Below are 17,689 nucleotides of genomic sequence, written 5' to 3'. Positions count from 1 at the left end.
GCGAGCGTCGGCGATGCCCCGATATACATGGACCATGCCCACCACCTCGGACACGCTCCGCGCCGACCTCTGCCCGACCGGCCCCCTTCGCGCCGTCATCAACCTCGGCAACCCCGTCCTCGTGCAGGGGACGCCGCAGGAGCCCACCGGCGTGACGCTCGACATCACCCGGGAGGTCGCGGCCCGTCTCGGGGTCGACGTCGAGCTGCTGCCCGTCACCGCGGCCCGTGACGCCTACGCGGCCCTGGTCGACGGGCGAGCGGACCTCGGCTTCCTCGCGATCGAGCCGGCGCGGGAGGAGGGCGTGCGTTTCACGACCCCCTACGTCGAGATCGAGGGCGTCTTCGCCACCAGAGACGCCTCGCTCACGGTGGCCGACGTCGACCGGCCGGGGACGACCATCGCCACCCGCCGCGGGTCCGCCTACGACCTCTACCTGACCCGCACCATCGAGCACGCGACGATCGAGCGGGGCGACGAGGCGAAGGACGTCTTCGCCGCGGGGGCGGACGTGCTCGCCGGCGTGCGACAGCCGATCACGGCCTATGCGCAGGAGCACGGGCTGACGGTGCTCGAGCCGGCCTTCCAGGCGATCCGTCAGGCTGTGGCCGTCCCGCGGGAGCGGTCCGAGCGGCTCGTGACCGAACTCGACGAGATCGTGGCCGAGATCAAGGCGAGCGGCTTCGTCGCGGCGAGTCTCGAGCGGGCCGGGCAGGTCGCGACCGTGCCCTCCGACTAGGGGCGGTGGGCGAGCACCTCGGACATGACCGAGGCGTCGACATTGCCGCCGCTCGCCACGACGACGACGGTCTGCCCGGCGAAGGGCTCCCGCTGCGCGATGAGCGCGGCCAGCGCCGCGGACCCGCCGGGCTCGACGACGAGCTTGAGCGTGCGGACCGCTTCGCGCATCGCGACCCGGGCCTGGTCGTCTGTGACCTCGAGGCCGGTCACGCCGTGCCGGGAGAGCGCGGCGAGGGTGTGCTCGCCGACGGTCGGCGAGCCGATGGCGTCGAGGAAGACCGGCACGGCCGGCACCTTTTCCACCCGCCCGGAGGCGAGCGAGCGCGCCATCTTGGGGTAGCCGTCCCGCTCCACGACGAAGGGGGCCGCACCCGGGTGCGTCTCCCGCACCGCCGTGATGACGCCGGACGAGAGCCCGCCACCGCTGCACGGGACGATGACCGCGTCGGGCAAGTGACCCCCTTCGCGCAGCTGGTCGACAATCTCCAGGCCCACGGTCCCCTGACCGGACATCACGCGCGGGTCGTCGTAGGGGTGGACGAGGGTCAGCCCGCGCTGCTCGACGAGCTCACGGCCGACGACCTCGCGGTCCTGCGTCGCGGGGTCGTAGAAGACGACCTCGGCGCCCCACCACCGGCAGCCGTCGACCTTGATCTGCGGCGCGTCCTGCGGCATGACGATCGTCGCCGTCGAGCCGGTCATCCGCGCCGACGCCGCGACCGCCTGACCGTGGTTGCCGGTGGAAAAGGCGAGGACGCCCGCCTCGCGCTCCGCGTCGCTCAGCGACAGCAGCGTGTTGAGCGCACCGCGGATCTTGAAGGACCCGGTGAGCTGGAGGGCCTCGGCCTTCACGAGCACCGTTGCTCCGCAGAGCTCGTCGAGCATCGGGGAGGAGAGGAGCGGAGTGCGGCGCACCCGGCCCTCGAGTCGCTCGGCGGCCGCCCTGATCGTCTCGATCCCGAAGTCCATGGAGACCATCGTGGCCCATGGACCCCATGCTTGCAGAGCGCTAGCATGGGGTCATGCCCACCTTGTACATCCGTGATGTCCCCGATGACGTGGCCGAGACGCTCAAGGAGCGTGCGGCGGCCGACGGGCAGTCGCTGTCCGCCTACGTCGCCGGTGAGCTGCGTCGGCTCGCCGGGCGCCCCACCAATGCTGAGGTCGTCGAGCGACTGCGACAGGTGGACCGGACGTGGGCCCCGGCCCCCGAGGAGATCGTCTCGGCCCTGCAGGAGAGCCGCCGGTGATCGTCGTCGACGCCTCGGCGATGGTCGAGGCGCTCGTGGGGCGTGCGCCCGACCCGCGACTTCTCGACGCCCTGAGCGGTGTGGTCGAGGCACCGCAGCACCTGGACGTCGAGGTGCTGTCCGTCCTGCGGGGCCTGACGCTCGGGGGCAAGCTCGCGGCGGAGCGCGCCGAGGAGGCCCTTGGGATCTATCTCGACCTCGACATCACGCGACGGGACGTGGCTCCCTTCGCGCGGAGGGTCTGGTCGCTGCGACACCAGTACACGAGCTACGACGCGGCCTACCTGGCCCTGGCCGAGGGACTCGACGCGCCGCTCTACACGTGCGACCGCAAGCTGGCCGCCGGTGGCCACGAGGCCCAGGTGGTCCTGCTCTAGAGGCGGTCTCGAGGGGCCTCGCTGGCGCTCGGCCCACCTCGACCCACGGGGTCAGTCGGCCAGGGGCTTGGCGCCGCGCTCCTCGAGCATGGTGGTCATCGTCTCGACCTCGGTCGTCTGGCTCTTGATGATCGACGACGCGAGCGTCTCCACGGCCCGGTTGCCGGAGCTGTCGCGGGCGGCCTCGGCCATGGGGACGCCGGCCTTGTGGTGGCGGATCATCAGCTGGAGGTAGTAGACCTCGGCCCGCTTGCCGCGCAGGCCCTCGAGCTTCGTGATCTCCTCCTGGGTCGCCATGCCCGGCATGAGGCCGTCCTCGCCGAGCTCGGTGGCCTCGGCGCCGTGGTCGTGGCCCAGACCCTTCATCCAGTCCATCGGCTCTCCGGGGCCGGTGGGGGACAGGCCCCAGACCTGCAGCCAGCCGGCCATCTGGCCGGACTGGTGGGACTGGGTGCGGGCGATGTCGTAGGCGAGCGAGCGGACGAGCGTGTCGTCGGTGCGGTCGTAGACGATCCACGACATCTCGACGGCCTGGTCGTGGTGGGTCTGCATGTCGCGGGCGAAGCCCGCGGCGACGCTGCGGTCACCCGGGTGGTCGTCCCCGCCGGTGCGGCTGAGGGACAGCCCGCCGAGCAGGCCGAGCGCGAGCGCGACGACGACGGCGAGGACGACCTTGGGGGTCACTTGACCAGGCTCGTCTCGGGGGTCACACCACCGGTGCAGGCCGCCCCGGGCTCGGGGGTCTGCTTGCCCTGCCGGTACTCCTTGATGAAGCCCTTGATCCGCGGGTCGTCAGCCGAGTCGACGCTCAGCTGGTTGCTCCAGGCCGACAGGACGATCTTGCCGGGCATCTTGCCCTCGTAGGGCGAGAGGATCGTGTAGGTGTCGGGCAGCGCGTCGTCCAGCTTCTTGACGTCGGCCTCAGGCAGGTCGGGGTCGTAGCCGATCCACACGGCGCCGTGCTCGAGGGCGTGGACGGCGTGCTCGTTGGGCACGGGCTCGTCGTAGGTGCCGCAGTTGAGCCAGACGGCGTTGTGCTCGCCGCCGACCGGCGGCGACTCCTTGTAGTCGATCTTGCCCTCGACGTGGTTGCCGCCCGTGTAGTCGAAGGTCTTCACGGCAGACAGGTCGCCCGAGGCGGCGCGCTCCTCGCGCTCGCTCAGGATCGCCCAGCCCACGGCGCCGGCGATGAAGAGGATCACCAAGCCGGAGGCGCCGGCGAGGAGGACGGCGCGCTTGCGCTCGCTGGCCTTCGCCTGCTTGCGGGCCTGCGCGAGCTTGGCCTCGCGGGCGGACTTCTGCTGCTTGCTGCTCATGGGTCCCTCGGGGTCGGGGGGCGGGGGCTGCCGCGGATTATTGCACCGTCAACTGAAGGTCGGCTGAGGGTCGTCACCACTAGTGTGAACCCATGCGATCGACGACGACGACCATCACCTCTCCGCAGGATGGCCTGCCGCTCTTCGTCCGTGTGTGGCAACCCGACGGCGAGGCCAAGGCGGTGGTCCAGATGGCCCACGGCATGGCCGAGCACTCGGGTCGTTACGTGCGCTTCGCCCAGGCGCTCACCGACGCGGGTTACGCCGCGTGGATGCACGACCACCGCGGCCACGGCTCGACCTCCAGCGCCCCCGACGATCGCGGCTACTACGCCGACGACCACGGGTGGGACACGGTGGTCGAGGACATGCACACGATCGCGCAGGCGATCAACGACGAGCACCCCGGCCTGCCGGTCTTCTTCTTCGGGCACTCGATGGGCTCGCTCCTGGGCCGTGACCACATCACCCGCTACGGGCAGGACTACGCCGGCGCGGTGCTGTCCGGTACGGCCGCCGACCCCGGGCTCCTGGGCAAGGTCGGTCAGGCAGTGGCGACCGTGGAGGGCCGGATCCGGGGTCGTCGCGCGACGTCGAAGCTCCTGGACACCATGACCTTCGGCGCGTACAACAAGCCGTTCAAGGACGAGGGCGAGTTCGCCTGGCTCTCCCGGGATCGCGACGAGGTGCGCGCCTACGTCGACGACCCGCGCTGCGGCGAGGTCTTCACCGCCGGGTTCTTCGCCGACATGCTCGGTGGAGTCAACCGCCTGTCCGGCCTGGCCGCCCGCGTCCCCCACGACCTGCCCCTGCTCGTCGTCTCCGGGTCCGACGACCCCGTCGGTGGCAAGGACGGCGCAGGCGTACGTGCCCTCGGCGAGGCCTTCAGCGCCGGTGGCGTCCGGGACGTCACCACCACGCTCTATCCCGGCGCCCGCCACGAGCTGCTCAACGAGACCAACCGCGACGAGGTCACCGCCGACATCATCGGCTGGCTCGACGAGCACCTCCCGACGAAGGGGGCATGAGTCCCGTGGTCGACAAGAAGCACGACGCCCGCAAGGCCATTGAGGACCTGCGCCTCGAGGAGCACCTCGCGGCCGCCGGGGCGGCCGCGGCCAAGTACGCGCAGCAGGCCGTGGCAGCGGCTGGGACCTTCGCCGCCGACCACCGCGACCAGGCGCACGGTCTGCTCGGCCGAGCCGAAGGCGAGGCCGACCGCCTTACGGGCGGTCGGGCCACCGACCTGCTCGGCAAGGTGCGCTCCGGCCTGGTGGCCGGAGTCGACATCGTCGCCGACCAGGCACCCGACGCTCCTGCCGCCAGCGGACCCGCCGCCGGCGACGCCCCTTCGGCTGACGACGCCCCCGGGGCACCCCCTTCGTCCGGGGTCTGATGCGCCGCCGCGTCGGCGGGCTGCTGCTCCTGCTCGCCCTCGCCTACCTGCTCGGCGAGGCCTGGGCCGTCGCCGGGTGGCAGGGGCGGCCCTACCGGTGGACCGAGGACGCGATCAGCCTCCTCGGCGTCCCCGAGGTCATGTGGTCCGACACCGGACCCACGGAGTCGACCCGGCACGCGGCGATGAACGCGACCTTCGTCGTCAGTGGGGTACGGGTCGCGCTCGCGGCCCTCGTGCTCGCTCCCTTCGTCCCGCGGTGGCGCTGGGCGGTGCTCCCCCTCGCCATCGTCCACGGGGCCGGCACGGTGCTCGTCGGTCTCGTCCCGACCGGCCTGACCTCCGACCGGGCCAACCTGCACGGGCTCGGCGCCCTGCTGGCGATCGGCGGCGGGACGGCGCTGCTCGTGGCGATCACCGGCGCGCTCGCCCGCCGGTACCGGGTGCTGGCGGCCTGGACCGCGCTCTGCGCACTGGTCTCGTGCGCCGGCATCGCGTTGGTCTGGACGGGTGGCGTCGGGTTCGGGTTCGCCGAGCGGCTGGCCGTCGATGCGGTCATCGTCTGGCAGGTCGTCGCCGGGTTCGTCGTGCTGGCTGCCCAGGCGGCGTCGCGGGACTAGGTGGCCGCGCCGAGCCCCTGCTCCGCCGCCGCCGTGCGCGCCGCCTCGACGAAGAGGTCGATCGACGGGCGCGGCGTCGAGCTCGCGCGGTGCGCGACCGAGAGCGTGCGCAGCACCGGCTCCTCGAGGGGGACGACGTCCACGCCGGGCGGCAGCAGGGTCAGGCCGAGGTCGGAGACGAGGGTGACCCCCAGGCCGCCGGCGATCATCGCCAGCGCGGTGAACTGCTCCTCGACCGTGTGCGCGATGCGCGGCTCGAAGCCGTGCGCATGGCACTCGGCCCGCACCGCCCGACCGAAGTGCGAGCGCGGTCCGGCGAGGATCCACGGGAACTCCGCGAGGGCGGCCAGCGACACGGTGTCGTCAGGTACGACCCCTTCGGGAACGGCCGCGTGGAGGCGCTCGACGGCGACGACCGAGCGGTGCAGCGCCGGCTCCCAGTCGGAGGCCAGGCGCGAGTAGTCGATGACGAAGGACATGTCGAGCCGTCCCTCGCGGACGGCGTCGGCGGTCTCCTCCGGGAGGAGCTCGGTCGAACTGACCGCGATGCCCGGGTGGGCCGCGTGGAGCACGGACAGCGTGCGCGGCAGCAGGCCCGAGGCCACCGAGGCCCACACGGCGACGGTCAGGCGCGCGGTGATCCCCTCCTGCGCGGACTCGATCGCGGCGGTCGCCCGCTCGACCGAGCCGAGGATCTCCTCCGCATGCTCCGACAGGAGCAGGCCGAGCTCGGTGAGCTGGACCCGCCGGCCGGTCTTCTCGATGAGCTTGACGCCCACTTCGCGCTCGAGCTGGGCCAGCTGCTGGGAGACACCCGACGGGCTGTAGTGCAGGGCCTGGGCGGCAGCGGTCACCGTGCCGCGCCGGTGGAGCTCGCGCAGCATCTGCAGTCGTCGCAGGGACAGCTCCATGACGCCACATTAGGCGTACGGCGCCGGTCCGTGGATCGTTCAGCGGGGGTGCACGATCACGTGCACCTTCTGTAACTGGACGTGAAGCAGGTCACATCCGATGGTGGAGGAGTAGGTGCTCCTGACACGGATGAGGTGATCGCACGTGACGCTGGCGGACAACACGGGATGGTTGACGCGGACCCCTGGCACGGACCCCGCGGCCGACTTCGTCGATCGCGCGCCGGCCCACGAGGTGACGTGGACCGACCCGGTGACGGGTGCGACCGGTCACCTCGTCGTGCACACCCTCGTCGGCGGCATCGCCACGGGCGGCACCCGCATGCGCGCGGGGTGCACCCGCTCCGAGGTCGCCGACCTGGCGCGGGGCATGGCGACCAAGACGGCGGCCTTCGGTCTGCCCGTCGGTGGGGCGAAGGGGGGCGTGGACTTCGACCCGAAGGACCCGCGGGCCTTCGGTGTCCTCACGAGGTTCTTCGCGGCGATGCGCCCGTGGCTCGACGGCCGGTGGGTCACCGCCGAGGACCTGGGGGTCACCCAGCAGCGGATCGACGCGGCCTTCGCCGAGGTGGGGCTGGGGCAGTCCTTCCACGCGGCGATCTCCCGGGCGCCGCAGCCGGAGGCCACTCTCGCCCGGGTGCACGCCGGGCTCGAGGTGCTCACCGACGGCCTGCCGCTCGGTGACGTCATCGGTGGCTACGGCGTGGCCCAGGCCTGCCTGGGGGCGGCCCGGGCCTTCGGCTGGGAGGTCGAGCGGACGCGGGTGGCGATCCAGGGCGTCGGGACGATGGGCGGCGGTGCCGCCTGGTACCTGCGCGAGGCCGGGGCCAAGGTCGTGGCCGTCGCCGACGCCGCCGGCACGCTCGTCGACCGCCGGGGTCTCGACGTCCCGGCCCTGCTCGAGCTGCGCGACGAGTACGGCGAGATCGACCGGACCCGCGTGCCCGCGCACGTGCAGCAGTTGCCGCGCGAGGCGATCCTCTCGCTCGAGGCGGAGGTCTTCGTCCCCGCCGCGATCTCCTACGCGATCCGCGAGGACAACGTCCACGAGGTCGCCGCCAAGGTCGTCGTCGAGGCGGCCAACGCTGCCACGACGTGGGGCGCCGAGGACGCACTCACTGCCCGGGGCGTGCCGGTCGTGCCCGACTTCATCGCCAACGCCGGTGCGGCTGCGTGGGCCTGGTGGCTGCTGCAGGGGCAGGTGGGCACCGACCCGCAGGACTCCTTCCGCCGGCTGGCCACCGAGATGCAGTCCAAGGTCGCGGTGCTCGCGGAGCGCTGGACCCAGGACGGCACGCCGATGCGCGACACCGGCTTCGCCCTGGCGTCGACCAACCTGCACCTGCTCGAGGGCGTGGAGATCGTCATCCCCTGATCGCCGGGTCCCTGCGTTGCCCTGCGGCAATGCAGCCTCTCGACGTCAAGACTCTGCATTGCCGTAGGGCAATGCAGAGTCGAGCGGGGGATGCGTGTTCGACAGCGGCGAGGGTCCCTGTTTATCCTTCTTCCGACCCTTGGTTAGAGGGTGTAACTTCGCGGAGGTTCGGTGAACAGCACGGGTGGGCGGCCGGCGACCATCACCACGGACGACATCGTCCGGGTGGGGCGCGAGATCGGCATGCGCGACCTGAGCATGAGCGCCGTCGCGGCCCGTCTCGGTGTCACCGGGGCCGCGCTCTACCGTCACGTCGACGGGCGTTGGGACCTGGAGCGCCTCGTCGGCGAGGCCGTGCTCGCCGACCTCGAGATCGTCGAGGACCCGGAGCAAGCCCTCGAGCCGCACCTCGTCTCCTTCGGCATGCAGCTCTTCGACTTCGTCGTCGAGCACCCGGGCATCGGCGCGTACATGCAGCAGCTCTTCCCCCGCGGGCAGGCCGGGCGCACGATGCTGTCCGCCGAGATCGCCGCCCTCGTCCGGCGCGGCCACAACGCCGACGTCGCCATCGCGCTGACCAATGTGGTGACCCTCCTCGGCATCGGCCTGGCGGTGTCGGAGGAGCGCAAGCTGCCGGGCGGCCAACCCGACGGCTACACGCCGCAGATGCAGCAGGTGCTCGCAGAGTTCCTCACGGACGAGACGACCGGGCCGCTGCACGCGCAGCTGCCGTCGATCGCCCCGCGCAGCTTCGTGGCCCTGACCCTGTCGGCGACGATCCGCGGACTGGTCGAGGTGGCGTCGCCGGGGCGTCCGCTCGCCGAGGTCATGGCCGACCTGGCGGCCTTTGGCGGCGTCGATCCGGTCACGGGTCCGCCGCGCCAGGTGCCGGAGGGGGGCCCAACAGCCAGCGGGCTGCAGCAACGGGGGGCATGACGTCCGGGTCTCGGTCGCTGCAGGGGGCGACCGAGACCCGGATGGCCCGTCACCGCGTACGCCCTCGGGGCGGGTGCGGGTGGAGGGCCGGGGCGCGCATCAGTCAGGGGGATGCGCGCCCCACCCGGAGTCCGGGGGAGGAGAGAGAAGCCCGCGCGGGTCAGGTGCGCTTGGCAACGAGCCGCTCGACCGCGTCGTCGAGGTGGGCCTGCAGCGCCGCCTTGGCCCGCGCGGGTGTCGCCTCGAGGATCGCCAGGCGCAGGGCGTCGTGGTCCTCGACCTGGGTCGCCAGGTCGGTGTACGTCGTGCGCAGCTCGCCCAGGCACATCCGCGTCTCGACGATGAGGGTGCGCATCGCCCGGGTGAGCCGCGGGCTGCGCGAGGCCTCGACGAGCGCCTCGTGGAAGTGCTGGTCGGCGTCCGAGACGGCCGGACCGTCCCCCTTCGCCGCCGCCGTGTGCATCCGCTCGACGACCTGCGCCAGCTCGGCCGCCGTCTCCTCGCGTCGTCCCTCCGCGATGACGATCTCGAGCGCGCCCCGCTCGATGACCGAGCGGGTGCGGTACACGTCGCGCACGTCGTCGAGGGTCAGCTCGCTGACGAAGACGCCACGGTTGGTGATCGCGTGCAGGATCCCCTCCGAGACGAGACGCTGCATCGCCTCCCGCAGCGGTCCGCGCGAGACCTCGAAGTGCGCGGCCAGCTCCGCCTCGCCGAGCTGCTCGCCCGGCTCGAGGCGCCCGGACATCACGGCGCCGCGCAGCTCGTCGGCGATGAGCTCGACGGTGGAGCGCCGCGGTGGGGGAGTGAGGTCACTGACCGGCATCGTCCTGCCTTCGTGCGAAGAGGGCCCCCAGCACGGACGACGTCGGCCGCGCCCCGGCCAGCCGCAGGGCCTGCCAGATGGTCACCTGGTTGGCGGTGAGTACCGGCTTGCCGAGGCGGGCCTCGAGGTCGGGGATCACCGCGAGGGTACGCATCGCCGTGTCCGGGACGAGGAGCGTCTGCGCCTCGGGATGGTCGTGTGCCGCGGCGAGGTCGACGACCTGCTCCTTGGTGAGCGCACCGACCTCGGCGGCGGTGTCGATGCCGGCACTCGACATGGCGAGCACCTCGACGCCGGCCGCCGCGAGGTAGTCGACGAAGAGCGTGGCCACGGCTTGCGGGTAGCTCGCGGCCACCGCCACACGGCTCAGGCCCAGGCTGGCGAGCGCCTCGACGAAGGCGGCGCTCGTGCTCGACGCGGGCACGCCCGCGGCCGCGGCGAGCTGGTCGATCTGCTCGCGCGCCCCCTCTGGGCCGTAGACGAAGCTGCCGGAGGTGCACGCCCACATCACCGACTGCGGCCGGTGCTCGGCGAGGGCGGCGGCGCCGCCGGCCAGTCGGTCGGGTCGGCCGAGGTCGAGCAGCTCGGGCACGGCGTGCAGATCGGTGCCGTAGACGTGCGTGACCGGCAGGTGGTGACTGAGCAGCCGTGCCGCCCAGGGGTATTCGTCTTCAGCTGCGTGGTCGGGGTAGATGATCCCCGCCGTCACGAGCTTGCCTCCGGAGGTCGTGCTCATCGACCGAACACCTCTCCGAGCCAGCGGCCCGGTCCCATCATCGGGAGCCCGAGGCGGTCGAGGCAGGACCAGACGGTCAGCTGGTTGGCGGTGAGCACCGGTTTGCCGAGGTCGCGCTCGAGCGGGTCGATGATGTCGTAGGTCGGCAGGTTGGTGCAGGAGACGAAGAGCGCCTCGCTGGCCGGGTCGTCGGCGGCACAGACGAGCTCGGCGACGGTGCGGTAGTTGACCCGCCAGATGCCACCGCCGAGACCGAGGTGCTGGGCCGTGACGACCTCGACACCCAGCTCCCCGAGGAAGGCGACGAGCCGGTCGGTCAGCGGGGCGTCGTAGGGCGTGATGACCGAGATCCGTTGCAGCCCAAGGGTCGTGACGGCCTCGGCGAGGGCGCCGGAGGAGGTCACCGCATCGGGCGCGCCGGCGGCGCGGATGGCGTCGGCGAGCGCGATCTCGCCGTCGCGGCCGTGGATGAAGCTTCCCGAGCTGCACAGGTAGGCGACGACCTCGGGCTCGACCCCGAGCAACTCCCGGGTGGCGGTCTGCAGTGCGGAGACGTCGGAGACCCGCTGCGCCATCTCGAGGCTCACCGGCAACGGCTCGAAGGGTGTGCGCGCCAGGTGGAAGGTGACCTCCAGCGGCGCCCAGCGCCACAGCTCACGCTCCAGCGCGAGGTCAAAGGGGGCGATCACGCCGATGCCGCGCTGGGCCAGCGGACCGTCGAACTCGACGTCAGTCAGCTCCACGCCAGGACCCCCCTTCGCCTTGGATTGCCAGATTGTTGACAATCTAGGAACCCGCTCATACGTTGTCAACATGCCCAGGCAGCCCGTGGTCGTGGTGCTCCACGACGGTGACCTCCCCGGCGAGCAGGCGATGGCGCCGGTCGTCGAGCGTGCTCGCGAGGTCCGGTACGCGACCGCCGAGGAGCTGCCCGGGGCCATCCGTGGCGCGCAGGTCCTCTTCGCCTACGACTTCTTCTCCACCGCCATCCCCGATGCCTGGCCCTCGGCCGACGCCCTCGAGTGGATCCACGTCGCCTCGACGGGCGTCGACGCGATCCTGTCGCCGGAGGTGCGCGGCAGCGACGTGGTCCTGACCAACTCCCGCGGTGTCTTCGACGGAGCCATCGCCGAGTACGTCCTCGGGGTGGTGCTCGCCTTCGCCAAGGACCTGCCCCGCTCGTGGGAGCTGCAGCAGGCCCGCCGCTGGGTGCACCGCGAGTCCGAGCGGGTCGCCGGCTCCCGGGCGCTCGTCGTCGGCACCGGCCAGATCGGTCGCGCCGTCGCCCGGCTGCTGCGGGCGGCGGGCATGCAGGTCGCCGGCTCCGGGCGGCGCGCCCGCACCGACGACCCGGACTTCGGGACGGTGACGGCCCAGGCGGACCTGCACCACGCGCTCGCCGGGGCCGACTGGGTCGTGTGCATCGCCCCGCTCACCGACGACACGCGGGGGATGTTCGACGCCGCCGCCTTCCGCGCGATGCCCGACCACGCACGCTTCGTCAACGTCGGCCGCGGCGAGTCGGTCGTCACCGACGACCTCGTGACCGCCGTGCGCGAGGGGGCGATCGCCGGAGCCGCGCTCGACGTCCACGCCACCGAGCCGCTGCCCGCGGACCACCCGCTGTGGGACCTGCCGGGCGTGCTCGTCACCCCGCACAACTCGGGGGACTTCATCGGGTGGCGCGACGAGCTCGTGCGCCTGTTCGCCGACAACTTCGTCCGCTGGGTCGACGAGGAGCCGCTGCGGCACGTCGTCGACACGACCCTGGGCTACGTACCGACCGACGGGAGCTGAGATGACCCCCACCGAGATGACCGCCGTCGAGCTCGTCGCGGCCTACGGCGCCGGCGAGCTGTCGCCCGTCGAGGCGACCGACGCGGTGATCGACCGGATCGAGGCGGTGGACGGCGAGTACAACGCCTTCTGCCTCGTCGACCGGGAGGCCGCGCTCGTCCAGGCCCGCGCCTCCGAGGAGCGGTGGCGCGCGGGGCACCCGCAGGGTCTGCTCGACGGGGTGCCCATCTCGATCAAGGACATCTTCCTCACCGAGGGGTGGCCCACCCTTCGCGGCTCCAGGGCCGTCGACCCGGACCAGGCGTGGGACGTCGACTCGCCCGTCGCGGCCCGACTCCGGGCCGACGGCATGGTCTTCGTCGGCAAGACGACGACCCCGGAGCTGGCGTGGAAGGGCGTCACCGACTCACCCCTCACCGGCATCACCCGCAACCCGGTCGACCCCTCGACGACGGCAGGAGGGTCGTCGGGGGGCGCCGCCGCGGCGGTCGCCGCGGGCATGGCGCCGGTCGCGGTCGGCACCGACGGCGGTGGCAGCGTGCGCATCCCGGCCTCCTTCTGCGGGATCGTCGGGTTCAAGCCGACCCACGGGCGGATCTCCATGTTTCCCGCCAGCCCCTTCGGCCCGCTCGCGCACGCCGGTCCGATGACCCGCACGGTCGAGGACGCGGCCCTGCTCATGGACATCCTCTCGATGCCCGACCCGCGCGACCCGACCTCGCTCGCCCCGCCGACGCGCACCTTCCGCGGGGAGCTCGCCCGCGACCTCACCGGCCTGCACGTCGCCTGGTCGCGTGACCTCGGCTGGGCGCGGGTCGACGACGAGGTCGGCCGGGTCGTCGACGCCGCGGTCGAGCGCATCGCGGCGGCCGGCCTGGCCGTCGACGCGGCCGATCCCGGTTTCGCGGACCCGCGCGAGCCCTTCGAGTTGCTCTGGGCGACCGGCGCCGCGACCCTGCTGCGTGGCATGCCCGGCGCCCGGGAGACCATCGACCCCGGCCTCGGTCGTGTCTGGGACGAAGGGGAGGCCAGCTCCGGTGTCGAGTACCTCCAGGCGCGCGCCGTGGCGGCCCAGCTCGGCATCACCATGGGCGCCTTCCACGAGCAGCACAACCTGCTGCTCACCCCGACGATGCCGATCGTCGCCTTCGAGGCAGGTCACGACGTGCCGCCGGGCAGCGGGATGCGGGGGTGGCCGGACTGGACACCCTTCACCTACCCCTTCAACATGACCCAGCAGCCGGCGATCAGCATCCCGTGCGGGACGACCGCGGCCGGGCTCCCCGTGGGGCTGCAGATCGTCGGGCCGCGCCACTCCGACGACCTCGTCCTGGCCGCGGCCCGGTGGATCGAGTCGGTGCTCACCTGAGCGAGGGTCACTCGCGACCGGCCGAGATCCACTCCGGGCCGTTGAAGGTGAGGTTGCGCTGCCCGGCCACGAGGTCCGCCGCCTCGTCCAGCCGGGCGAGGTGGTCCTCGTCGAGGGCGACCTCGAGGGCGCCCAAGTTCTCGTCGACCCGCTCGGTGCGCCGCGTGCCGGGGATCGGGACGACGGGGATCCCGTGGCGGTCGCCCTGGGCGAGCAGCCAGGCGAGCGCGACCTGGGCGGCCGTCGCGTCGACCTCGTCGGCCACGGCCTCCACGACGCGCACGACGGCCTGGTTGGTCTCGAAGTGCTCGTCGAAGCGGGGCTGGTCCTTGCGCATGCTGGCCCCGATCGCCTCACGGGTGAGCGTCCCGGTGAGGAATCCGCGACCCAGCGGTGAGTAGGGCACGAACCCCGCCCCGACCTCCCGCGCCGCAGGGACGACGGCCGCCTCGACGTCGCGCGACCAGATGCTCCACTCGCTCTGCACCGCCGTGATCGGGTGGATGGCGGCCGCGGCGCGCAGCTCGTCACCGGTGACCTCGGAGAGGCCGAGGTGGCGCACCTTGCCCTCGGTCACCAGCTCGGCCATGGCGGCGACCGTCTCCTCGATCGGTCGGGTCAGCTCGCGGCGGTGCATGTAGTAGAGGTCGATGACGTCGGTGCCGAGCCGCCGCAGCGAGGCCTCGCAGGCGGCGCGGACGTAGTCACGGTCGCCCCGGGGCGAGCTGCCCGCGCCGAGCCGGCCGGTGATGCCGAACTTCGTGGCGAGCTGCACCTCGTCCCGTCGGGTCCGCAGCACCTCGCCGACGAGCTCCTCGTTGGTGCCGGCCGGTCCCTCGGTCCCCTCGCGGGGCTGGCCGTAGACGTCGGCGGTGTCGATGAAGGTCACCCCGGCGTCGATGACGTGCTCCAGCGTGCGTCGTGCCTCGCTCGGGTCGGTCGCGCCGTAGACGTGGCTGAGGGCCATGCCCCCGAAGCCGATCCGGCTGACGGTCAGGCCGTGCCCGAGGTCGATGGTCGTGTCGGTCATCGTGTGCTCCCTTGCTGCGCCAGGACGGCGTCGTCGGTGATGGTCGTCTCGTCGCAGTCGAGGCCGGCGGCGATGAGGCGCTCGTAGTGGTCGATCTTGTCCTCGATGGCCCCGAGCGCCTCGCGCATCCCGAGGAGGCGGTCGAGCACCCGGATCCGGTGCTCCCGCAGCAGGGCCATCCGCCGACCGTGGCTCGCCGCGCCCTCGTCGAGCAGGTCGACGAACCGCCTCTGCTCGGCCACCGGCATCCCGGTCGAGCGCAGCCGCACGATGAGCTCGACGATGCGCACGTCGGCCTCCTCGTACCGGCGGCGCCCGTCGGACCCGCGCGCCACCCGGGGCAGCAGCCCCTCACGCTCGTACCAGCGGAGCGTGTCCTGCGTCAGCCCCGACCGTCGCGACACCTCGGCGATCCCCACTGCATCGGTCATGGCACAGACGCTAGGCGCTGGAGCGCACTCCAGCGCAAGGGCGGATCTCGCCGGGCGGGAGTTCGGGCCCTTGACGCGCATGTCCTTGGGCGGCTGCGCGTCAGCCACTCCCTCCCAGCGCGAAGGGGGTGGGTCGGGCTCAGCGGGACCGCGCGGTCGTCCAGGCGGCGACCTGGCTGCGCGAGGTGACCTCGAGCTTGCCGAAGATCCGCTCGACGTGGCCGTCGACGGTCCGCGGCGAGATGACCAGCCGGTCGGCGATCGCCCGGTTGGTCAGGCCCTCGGCGATGAGTTCGGCGACCTCGTGCTCGCGGCGGGTGAGGGGGCTGTCCGGCTCGCCGGGCGCATCCGGCACGGTCGAGGTGCCGAGCGCGAGCTCGACGGCACCCAGACGGGTGAGGTCGTGGCTCGCGGCCCGCAGCCGCTGCGCCGTGGGTGCGCCCAGCCGCTCGTCCAGCGTGGCGCGCACGGCGAGGCTCTCGGCGTGGATCTGCGGGCCGAAGGCCTCGATCGACGTGCCGATCTGCGCCCAGACCGCATCGGCCGCCCCGGCCAGCCCAGCGGCCCGAGCGGCGTCGTCGCCCGCGCACGCGACCCAGGCGAGCAGCTCGGTCGACAGGGCGATGCAGATCCCGTCGCGGAACCCACGCTGCAGCTCCAGGGCCGCTCGTCCCGCGGCCTCCGCCAGCGGCCGGTCACCGCGGTGCCACTGGCAGACGGAGGTGACCCACAGGGCATAGGCGCGGCACCACTGCTCACCGTGCTGCGCGCTCAGGCCGAGGACGCGGTCGCAGGTGTCGAGGGCCGCGTCGTGGTCACCGTCGTAGGTCTGGGCCATCGCCAGCTGGAAGAGCGCGGTCCCCGCCGCGGCGTCGTGCCCGTGCCGCTCGAAGACGGCGACGGCTGCGCGGTAGTGCTCGATGGCCTGCGGCATGGTCCCGCTGAAGGTGTGCCACAGGCCGGTCCAGTGGTCGGCGTGCGCGGCGAGCACCTCGTCGTCGAGCACCGTGGCGGTCTCGCGGCACGCCGTGAGCAGCTCGTGCGCGCGGTCCCGGTCGCCCTGGATGAGGCACACCCAGGCCGCGACCCACAGCGCCGCACCGCGCTCGGGGGTCTCCTCGACGACGAGGCCGAGGATCCGCTCGAGCCACCGACGTCCGTCGCTCAGCCGACCGCCGGCGATCCAGTGGTAGCGCAGCAGCGAGGCGAGTCGCGCGGCGGACTGCTCCTCACCCGCAGAGCTCGCCGACCACTCGAGCGCGGCGATGACATTGGCATGGTCCTCGCGCGCGGCGGCCAGCGCCTCGGGCTGGTGCGGACCGCACCACTCGCGCACCATCCGGTCCGCCCGGGCGAGGTAGTGGTCACGGTGCCGACGCTTGAGAGCGGTGCGGGCGCCCCCTTCGCCCAGCTGTCGTGCGCCGTACTCGCGCATCGTGACGAGCAGCCGGTAGCGCATCGTCGCCCCCGACGCGTCGGCGGTGACGATCGACTTGGCGATGAGCCGGTCGAGCACGTCGAGCACCTGCTCGGCGGGCAGGTCCTCGTCGGCACACACCGTCTCGGCCGCGTCGAGGTCGAAGGTCCCGGGGAAGACCGACAGCCGCGCCCACAGCAGCTGCTCGGCCGACGTGCACAGGTCGTGGCTCCACTCGACGAGGGCCCACAGCGTGCGGTGGTGCGGCAGGTCGCCGCGGGCGCCGCCGGTGAGCAGGGTGAAGCGCGCATCGAGCCGGGTGAGGACCTGCTGGACCGACAGGCTGCGAAACCGCGCGGCGGCCAGCTCGATCGCCAGCGGCATGCCGTCGAGGCGCTCGCACAGCTGGACGACGGCAGCGCGGTTGTCGTCGGTGATCTCGAAGCCGGGCACGAGCGCCCGGGCCCGGTCGACGACGAGCTGCACCGCCTCGGCGGCCTCGACCTGCGCCGGGTCGGTGCGGTCGGGGTCGGGCACGTCCATCGGCCCCAGCGGGTGGATCTGCTCGCCGGGCAGGCCGAGCGGCTCCCGGGAGGTCGCGACCACCGACAGTCCGTCGATCGCATCGAGGAGGTCCGCGAGCAGGTCCCCGGCTGCCTCGAGCACGTGCTCGCAGTTGTCGACGAGCAGCAGCGTGCGCCGACCGGTCAGGTGGCGCACGATCTGGTCCCGCGCCGACCTCGTCGACTGGTCGGGCACCGCGAGCGCCGAGGCGACCGCGGGGGCGACCTCACCGCCGTCCTCGAGGTCGGCCAGCTCGACGACCGCCACCCCGTCGGGGTAGGCGGGTGCGGCCCGCGCGACGACCTCCCGGGCGAGACGGGTCTTGCCGATGCCTCCGGGGCCGGTGACGGTGACCAGGCGCGCGCTGCCCAGCAGGGCCCGCGTGCGCTGCAGGCTCTCCTCACGCCCGATGAACCGCGTCATCGGCTGGGTGCGCGTCATGGATGTGCACGGTAGGGCGGCTGGCCCCGGCTGTCACCCGGTGAGCCGCCACCGCGGAACGCCCCTGGGGAGCGGGTGGGGGTGAGGGGGTGGACAAGTGGGGTGGCGAAGGGGGTGATCTCACCCCTGTGCGGGTCGGGCCCCGGCTGCCACGTT

At 72.8% G+C, this 17,689-nt stretch carries 20 protein-coding genes; 10 read left to right on the top strand and 10 right to left on the bottom strand.

Going from position 1 to position 17,689, the window contains the following annotated elements; genetic code table 11:
- The first annotated feature begins 34 nt into the window (after positions 1-34).
- Entirely contained in the window at positions 35-739 is a 705-nt protein-coding gene (locus tag ACQBJO_RS16255) for a transporter substrate-binding domain-containing protein (RefSeq protein WP_421007865.1), read from the top strand.
- Here ACQBJO_RS16255 and ACQBJO_RS16250 read toward each other — a convergent pair.
- On the bottom strand, positions 736-1,710 hold the full coding sequence (locus ACQBJO_RS16250) for a threonine ammonia-lyase (RefSeq protein WP_421007866.1): 975 nt from the start codon (positions 1,708-1,710) through the stop codon (positions 736-738). The two genes, ACQBJO_RS16255 and ACQBJO_RS16250, sit on opposite strands and share 4 nt — an antisense overlap.
- 53 nt (positions 1,711-1,763) lie before the next feature.
- Between ACQBJO_RS16250 and ACQBJO_RS16245 the strand changes: the two genes are divergently transcribed.
- The gene (locus ACQBJO_RS16245; protein WP_421007867.1) at positions 1,764-1,991 is read left to right on the top strand and encodes a FitA-like ribbon-helix-helix domain-containing protein; all 228 of its coding nucleotides are present in this window, start codon (positions 1,764-1,766) and stop codon (positions 1,989-1,991) included.
- The gene (locus tag ACQBJO_RS16240; protein ID WP_421007868.1) at positions 1,988-2,368 is read left to right on the top strand and encodes a type II toxin-antitoxin system VapC family toxin; all 381 of its coding nucleotides are present in this window, start codon (positions 1,988-1,990) and stop codon (positions 2,366-2,368) included. Before ACQBJO_RS16245 ends, ACQBJO_RS16240 begins: the two co-directional genes overlap by 4 nt.
- Before the next feature lie 51 nt (positions 2,369-2,419).
- On the opposite strand, the gene ACQBJO_RS16235 is transcribed toward ACQBJO_RS16240, so the two are convergent.
- Both ACQBJO_RS16235 and ACQBJO_RS16230 read right to left on the bottom strand, forming a co-directional pair.
- Complete coding sequence (locus tag ACQBJO_RS16235; RefSeq protein ID WP_421007869.1) at positions 2,420-3,052, bottom strand: DUF305 domain-containing protein; 633 nt, start codon at positions 3,050-3,052, stop codon at positions 2,420-2,422.
- Positions 3,049-3,684 carry a DUF3105 domain-containing protein gene (locus ACQBJO_RS16230; protein ID WP_421007870.1) on the bottom strand — a complete coding sequence of 212 codons (636 nt, stop codon included), beginning with the start codon at positions 3,682-3,684 and terminating at the stop codon, positions 3,049-3,051. Before ACQBJO_RS16230 ends, ACQBJO_RS16235 begins: the two co-directional genes overlap by 4 nt.
- A gap of 92 nt (positions 3,685-3,776) precedes the next feature.
- Here ACQBJO_RS16230 and ACQBJO_RS16225 point away from each other — a divergent pair, with 92 nt between their 5' ends.
- The 3 genes from ACQBJO_RS16225 to ACQBJO_RS16215 are packed head-to-tail and all read left to right on the top strand — an operon-like array spanning position 3,777 to position 5,700.
- The gene (locus ACQBJO_RS16225) at positions 3,777-4,712 is read left to right on the top strand and encodes an alpha/beta hydrolase (protein WP_421007871.1); all 936 of its coding nucleotides are present in this window, start codon (positions 3,777-3,779) and stop codon (positions 4,710-4,712) included.
- The gene (locus tag ACQBJO_RS16220) at positions 4,709-5,080 is read left to right on the top strand and encodes a hypothetical protein (RefSeq protein ID WP_157075614.1); all 372 of its coding nucleotides are present in this window, start codon (positions 4,709-4,711) and stop codon (positions 5,078-5,080) included. Before ACQBJO_RS16225 ends, ACQBJO_RS16220 begins: the two co-directional genes overlap by 4 nt.
- A complete protein-coding gene (locus ACQBJO_RS16215; protein WP_421007872.1) occupies positions 5,080-5,700 on the top strand; it encodes a DUF998 domain-containing protein in 621 nt (206 codons plus the stop codon). Before ACQBJO_RS16220 ends, ACQBJO_RS16215 begins: the two co-directional genes overlap by 1 nt.
- On the opposite strand, the gene ACQBJO_RS16210 is transcribed toward ACQBJO_RS16215, so the two are convergent.
- A complete protein-coding gene (locus ACQBJO_RS16210; protein WP_068314960.1) occupies positions 5,697-6,611 on the bottom strand; it encodes a LysR family transcriptional regulator in 915 nt (304 codons plus the stop codon). The two genes, ACQBJO_RS16215 and ACQBJO_RS16210, sit on opposite strands and share 4 nt — an antisense overlap.
- A 172-nt stretch (positions 6,612-6,783) precedes the next feature.
- Between ACQBJO_RS16210 and ACQBJO_RS16205 the strand changes: the two genes are divergently transcribed.
- Both ACQBJO_RS16205 and ACQBJO_RS16200 read left to right on the top strand, forming a co-directional pair.
- A complete protein-coding gene (locus ACQBJO_RS16205) occupies positions 6,784-7,986 on the top strand; it encodes a Glu/Leu/Phe/Val dehydrogenase dimerization domain-containing protein (protein ID WP_421007873.1) in 1,203 nt (400 codons plus the stop codon).
- A gap of 171 nt (positions 7,987-8,157) precedes the next feature.
- Positions 8,158-8,922: a TetR/AcrR family transcriptional regulator gene (locus ACQBJO_RS16200; protein ID WP_421007874.1), complete on the top strand. Its 765-nt coding sequence runs from the start codon at positions 8,158-8,160 to the stop codon at positions 8,920-8,922.
- A 160-nt stretch (positions 8,923-9,082) separates the two neighbouring features.
- Here ACQBJO_RS16200 and ACQBJO_RS16195 read toward each other — a convergent pair whose 3' ends face one another.
- From ACQBJO_RS16195 to ACQBJO_RS16185, 3 genes are read right to left on the bottom strand one after another with little or no spacing between them, the layout of a single operon-like run.
- On the bottom strand, positions 9,083-9,748 hold the full coding sequence (locus ACQBJO_RS16195) for a GntR family transcriptional regulator (RefSeq protein WP_068314957.1): 666 nt from the start codon (positions 9,746-9,748) through the stop codon (positions 9,083-9,085).
- Positions 9,735-10,484: a maleate cis-trans isomerase family protein gene (locus tag ACQBJO_RS16190; RefSeq protein ID WP_421007875.1), complete on the bottom strand. Its 750-nt coding sequence runs from the start codon at positions 10,482-10,484 to the stop codon at positions 9,735-9,737. The genes ACQBJO_RS16195 and ACQBJO_RS16190 overlap by 14 nt, the downstream gene beginning before the upstream one ends.
- Entirely contained in the window at positions 10,481-11,227 is a 747-nt protein-coding gene (locus tag ACQBJO_RS16185; RefSeq protein WP_421007876.1) for a maleate cis-trans isomerase family protein, read from the bottom strand. Before ACQBJO_RS16185 ends, ACQBJO_RS16190 begins: the two co-directional genes overlap by 4 nt.
- Before the next feature lie 70 nt (positions 11,228-11,297).
- Here ACQBJO_RS16185 and ACQBJO_RS16180 point away from each other — a divergent pair, with 70 nt between their 5' ends.
- Both ACQBJO_RS16180 and ACQBJO_RS16175 read left to right on the top strand, forming a co-directional pair.
- Complete coding sequence (locus ACQBJO_RS16180) at positions 11,298-12,281, top strand: D-2-hydroxyacid dehydrogenase (protein ID WP_205353055.1); 984 nt, start codon at positions 11,298-11,300, stop codon at positions 12,279-12,281.
- A 1-nt stretch (position 12,282) separates the two neighbouring features.
- Positions 12,283-13,650 (top strand): amidase, encoded by a 1,368-nt coding sequence (locus tag ACQBJO_RS16175; protein WP_421007877.1) that lies wholly within the window; start codon positions 12,283-12,285, stop codon positions 13,648-13,650.
- Between the two features lie 7 nt (positions 13,651-13,657).
- On the opposite strand, the gene ACQBJO_RS16170 is transcribed toward ACQBJO_RS16175, so the two are convergent.
- From ACQBJO_RS16170 to ACQBJO_RS16160, 3 genes are all read right to left on the bottom strand, one after another.
- Positions 13,658-14,680, bottom strand: coding sequence for an aldo/keto reductase (locus ACQBJO_RS16170; protein ID WP_421007878.1), 1,023 nt, complete (start codon positions 14,678-14,680; stop codon positions 13,658-13,660).
- Positions 14,677-15,111: a MerR family transcriptional regulator gene (locus tag ACQBJO_RS16165; protein WP_421007879.1), complete on the bottom strand. Its 435-nt coding sequence runs from the start codon at positions 15,109-15,111 to the stop codon at positions 14,677-14,679. The genes ACQBJO_RS16170 and ACQBJO_RS16165 overlap by 4 nt, the downstream gene beginning before the upstream one ends.
- A gap of 139 nt (positions 15,112-15,250) precedes the next feature.
- Positions 15,251-17,533, bottom strand: coding sequence for an ATP-binding protein (locus ACQBJO_RS16160; protein ID WP_421007880.1), 2,283 nt, complete (start codon positions 17,531-17,533; stop codon positions 15,251-15,253).
- Positions 17,534-17,689: the final 156 nt, after the last annotated feature.

This window comes from Janibacter zhangyanbonis, assembly GCF_050507325.1.
Lineage (GTDB): Bacteria > Actinomycetota > Actinomycetes > Actinomycetales > Dermatophilaceae > Janibacter.
This window is presented reverse-complemented; position numbering and strand designations above follow the sequence as displayed.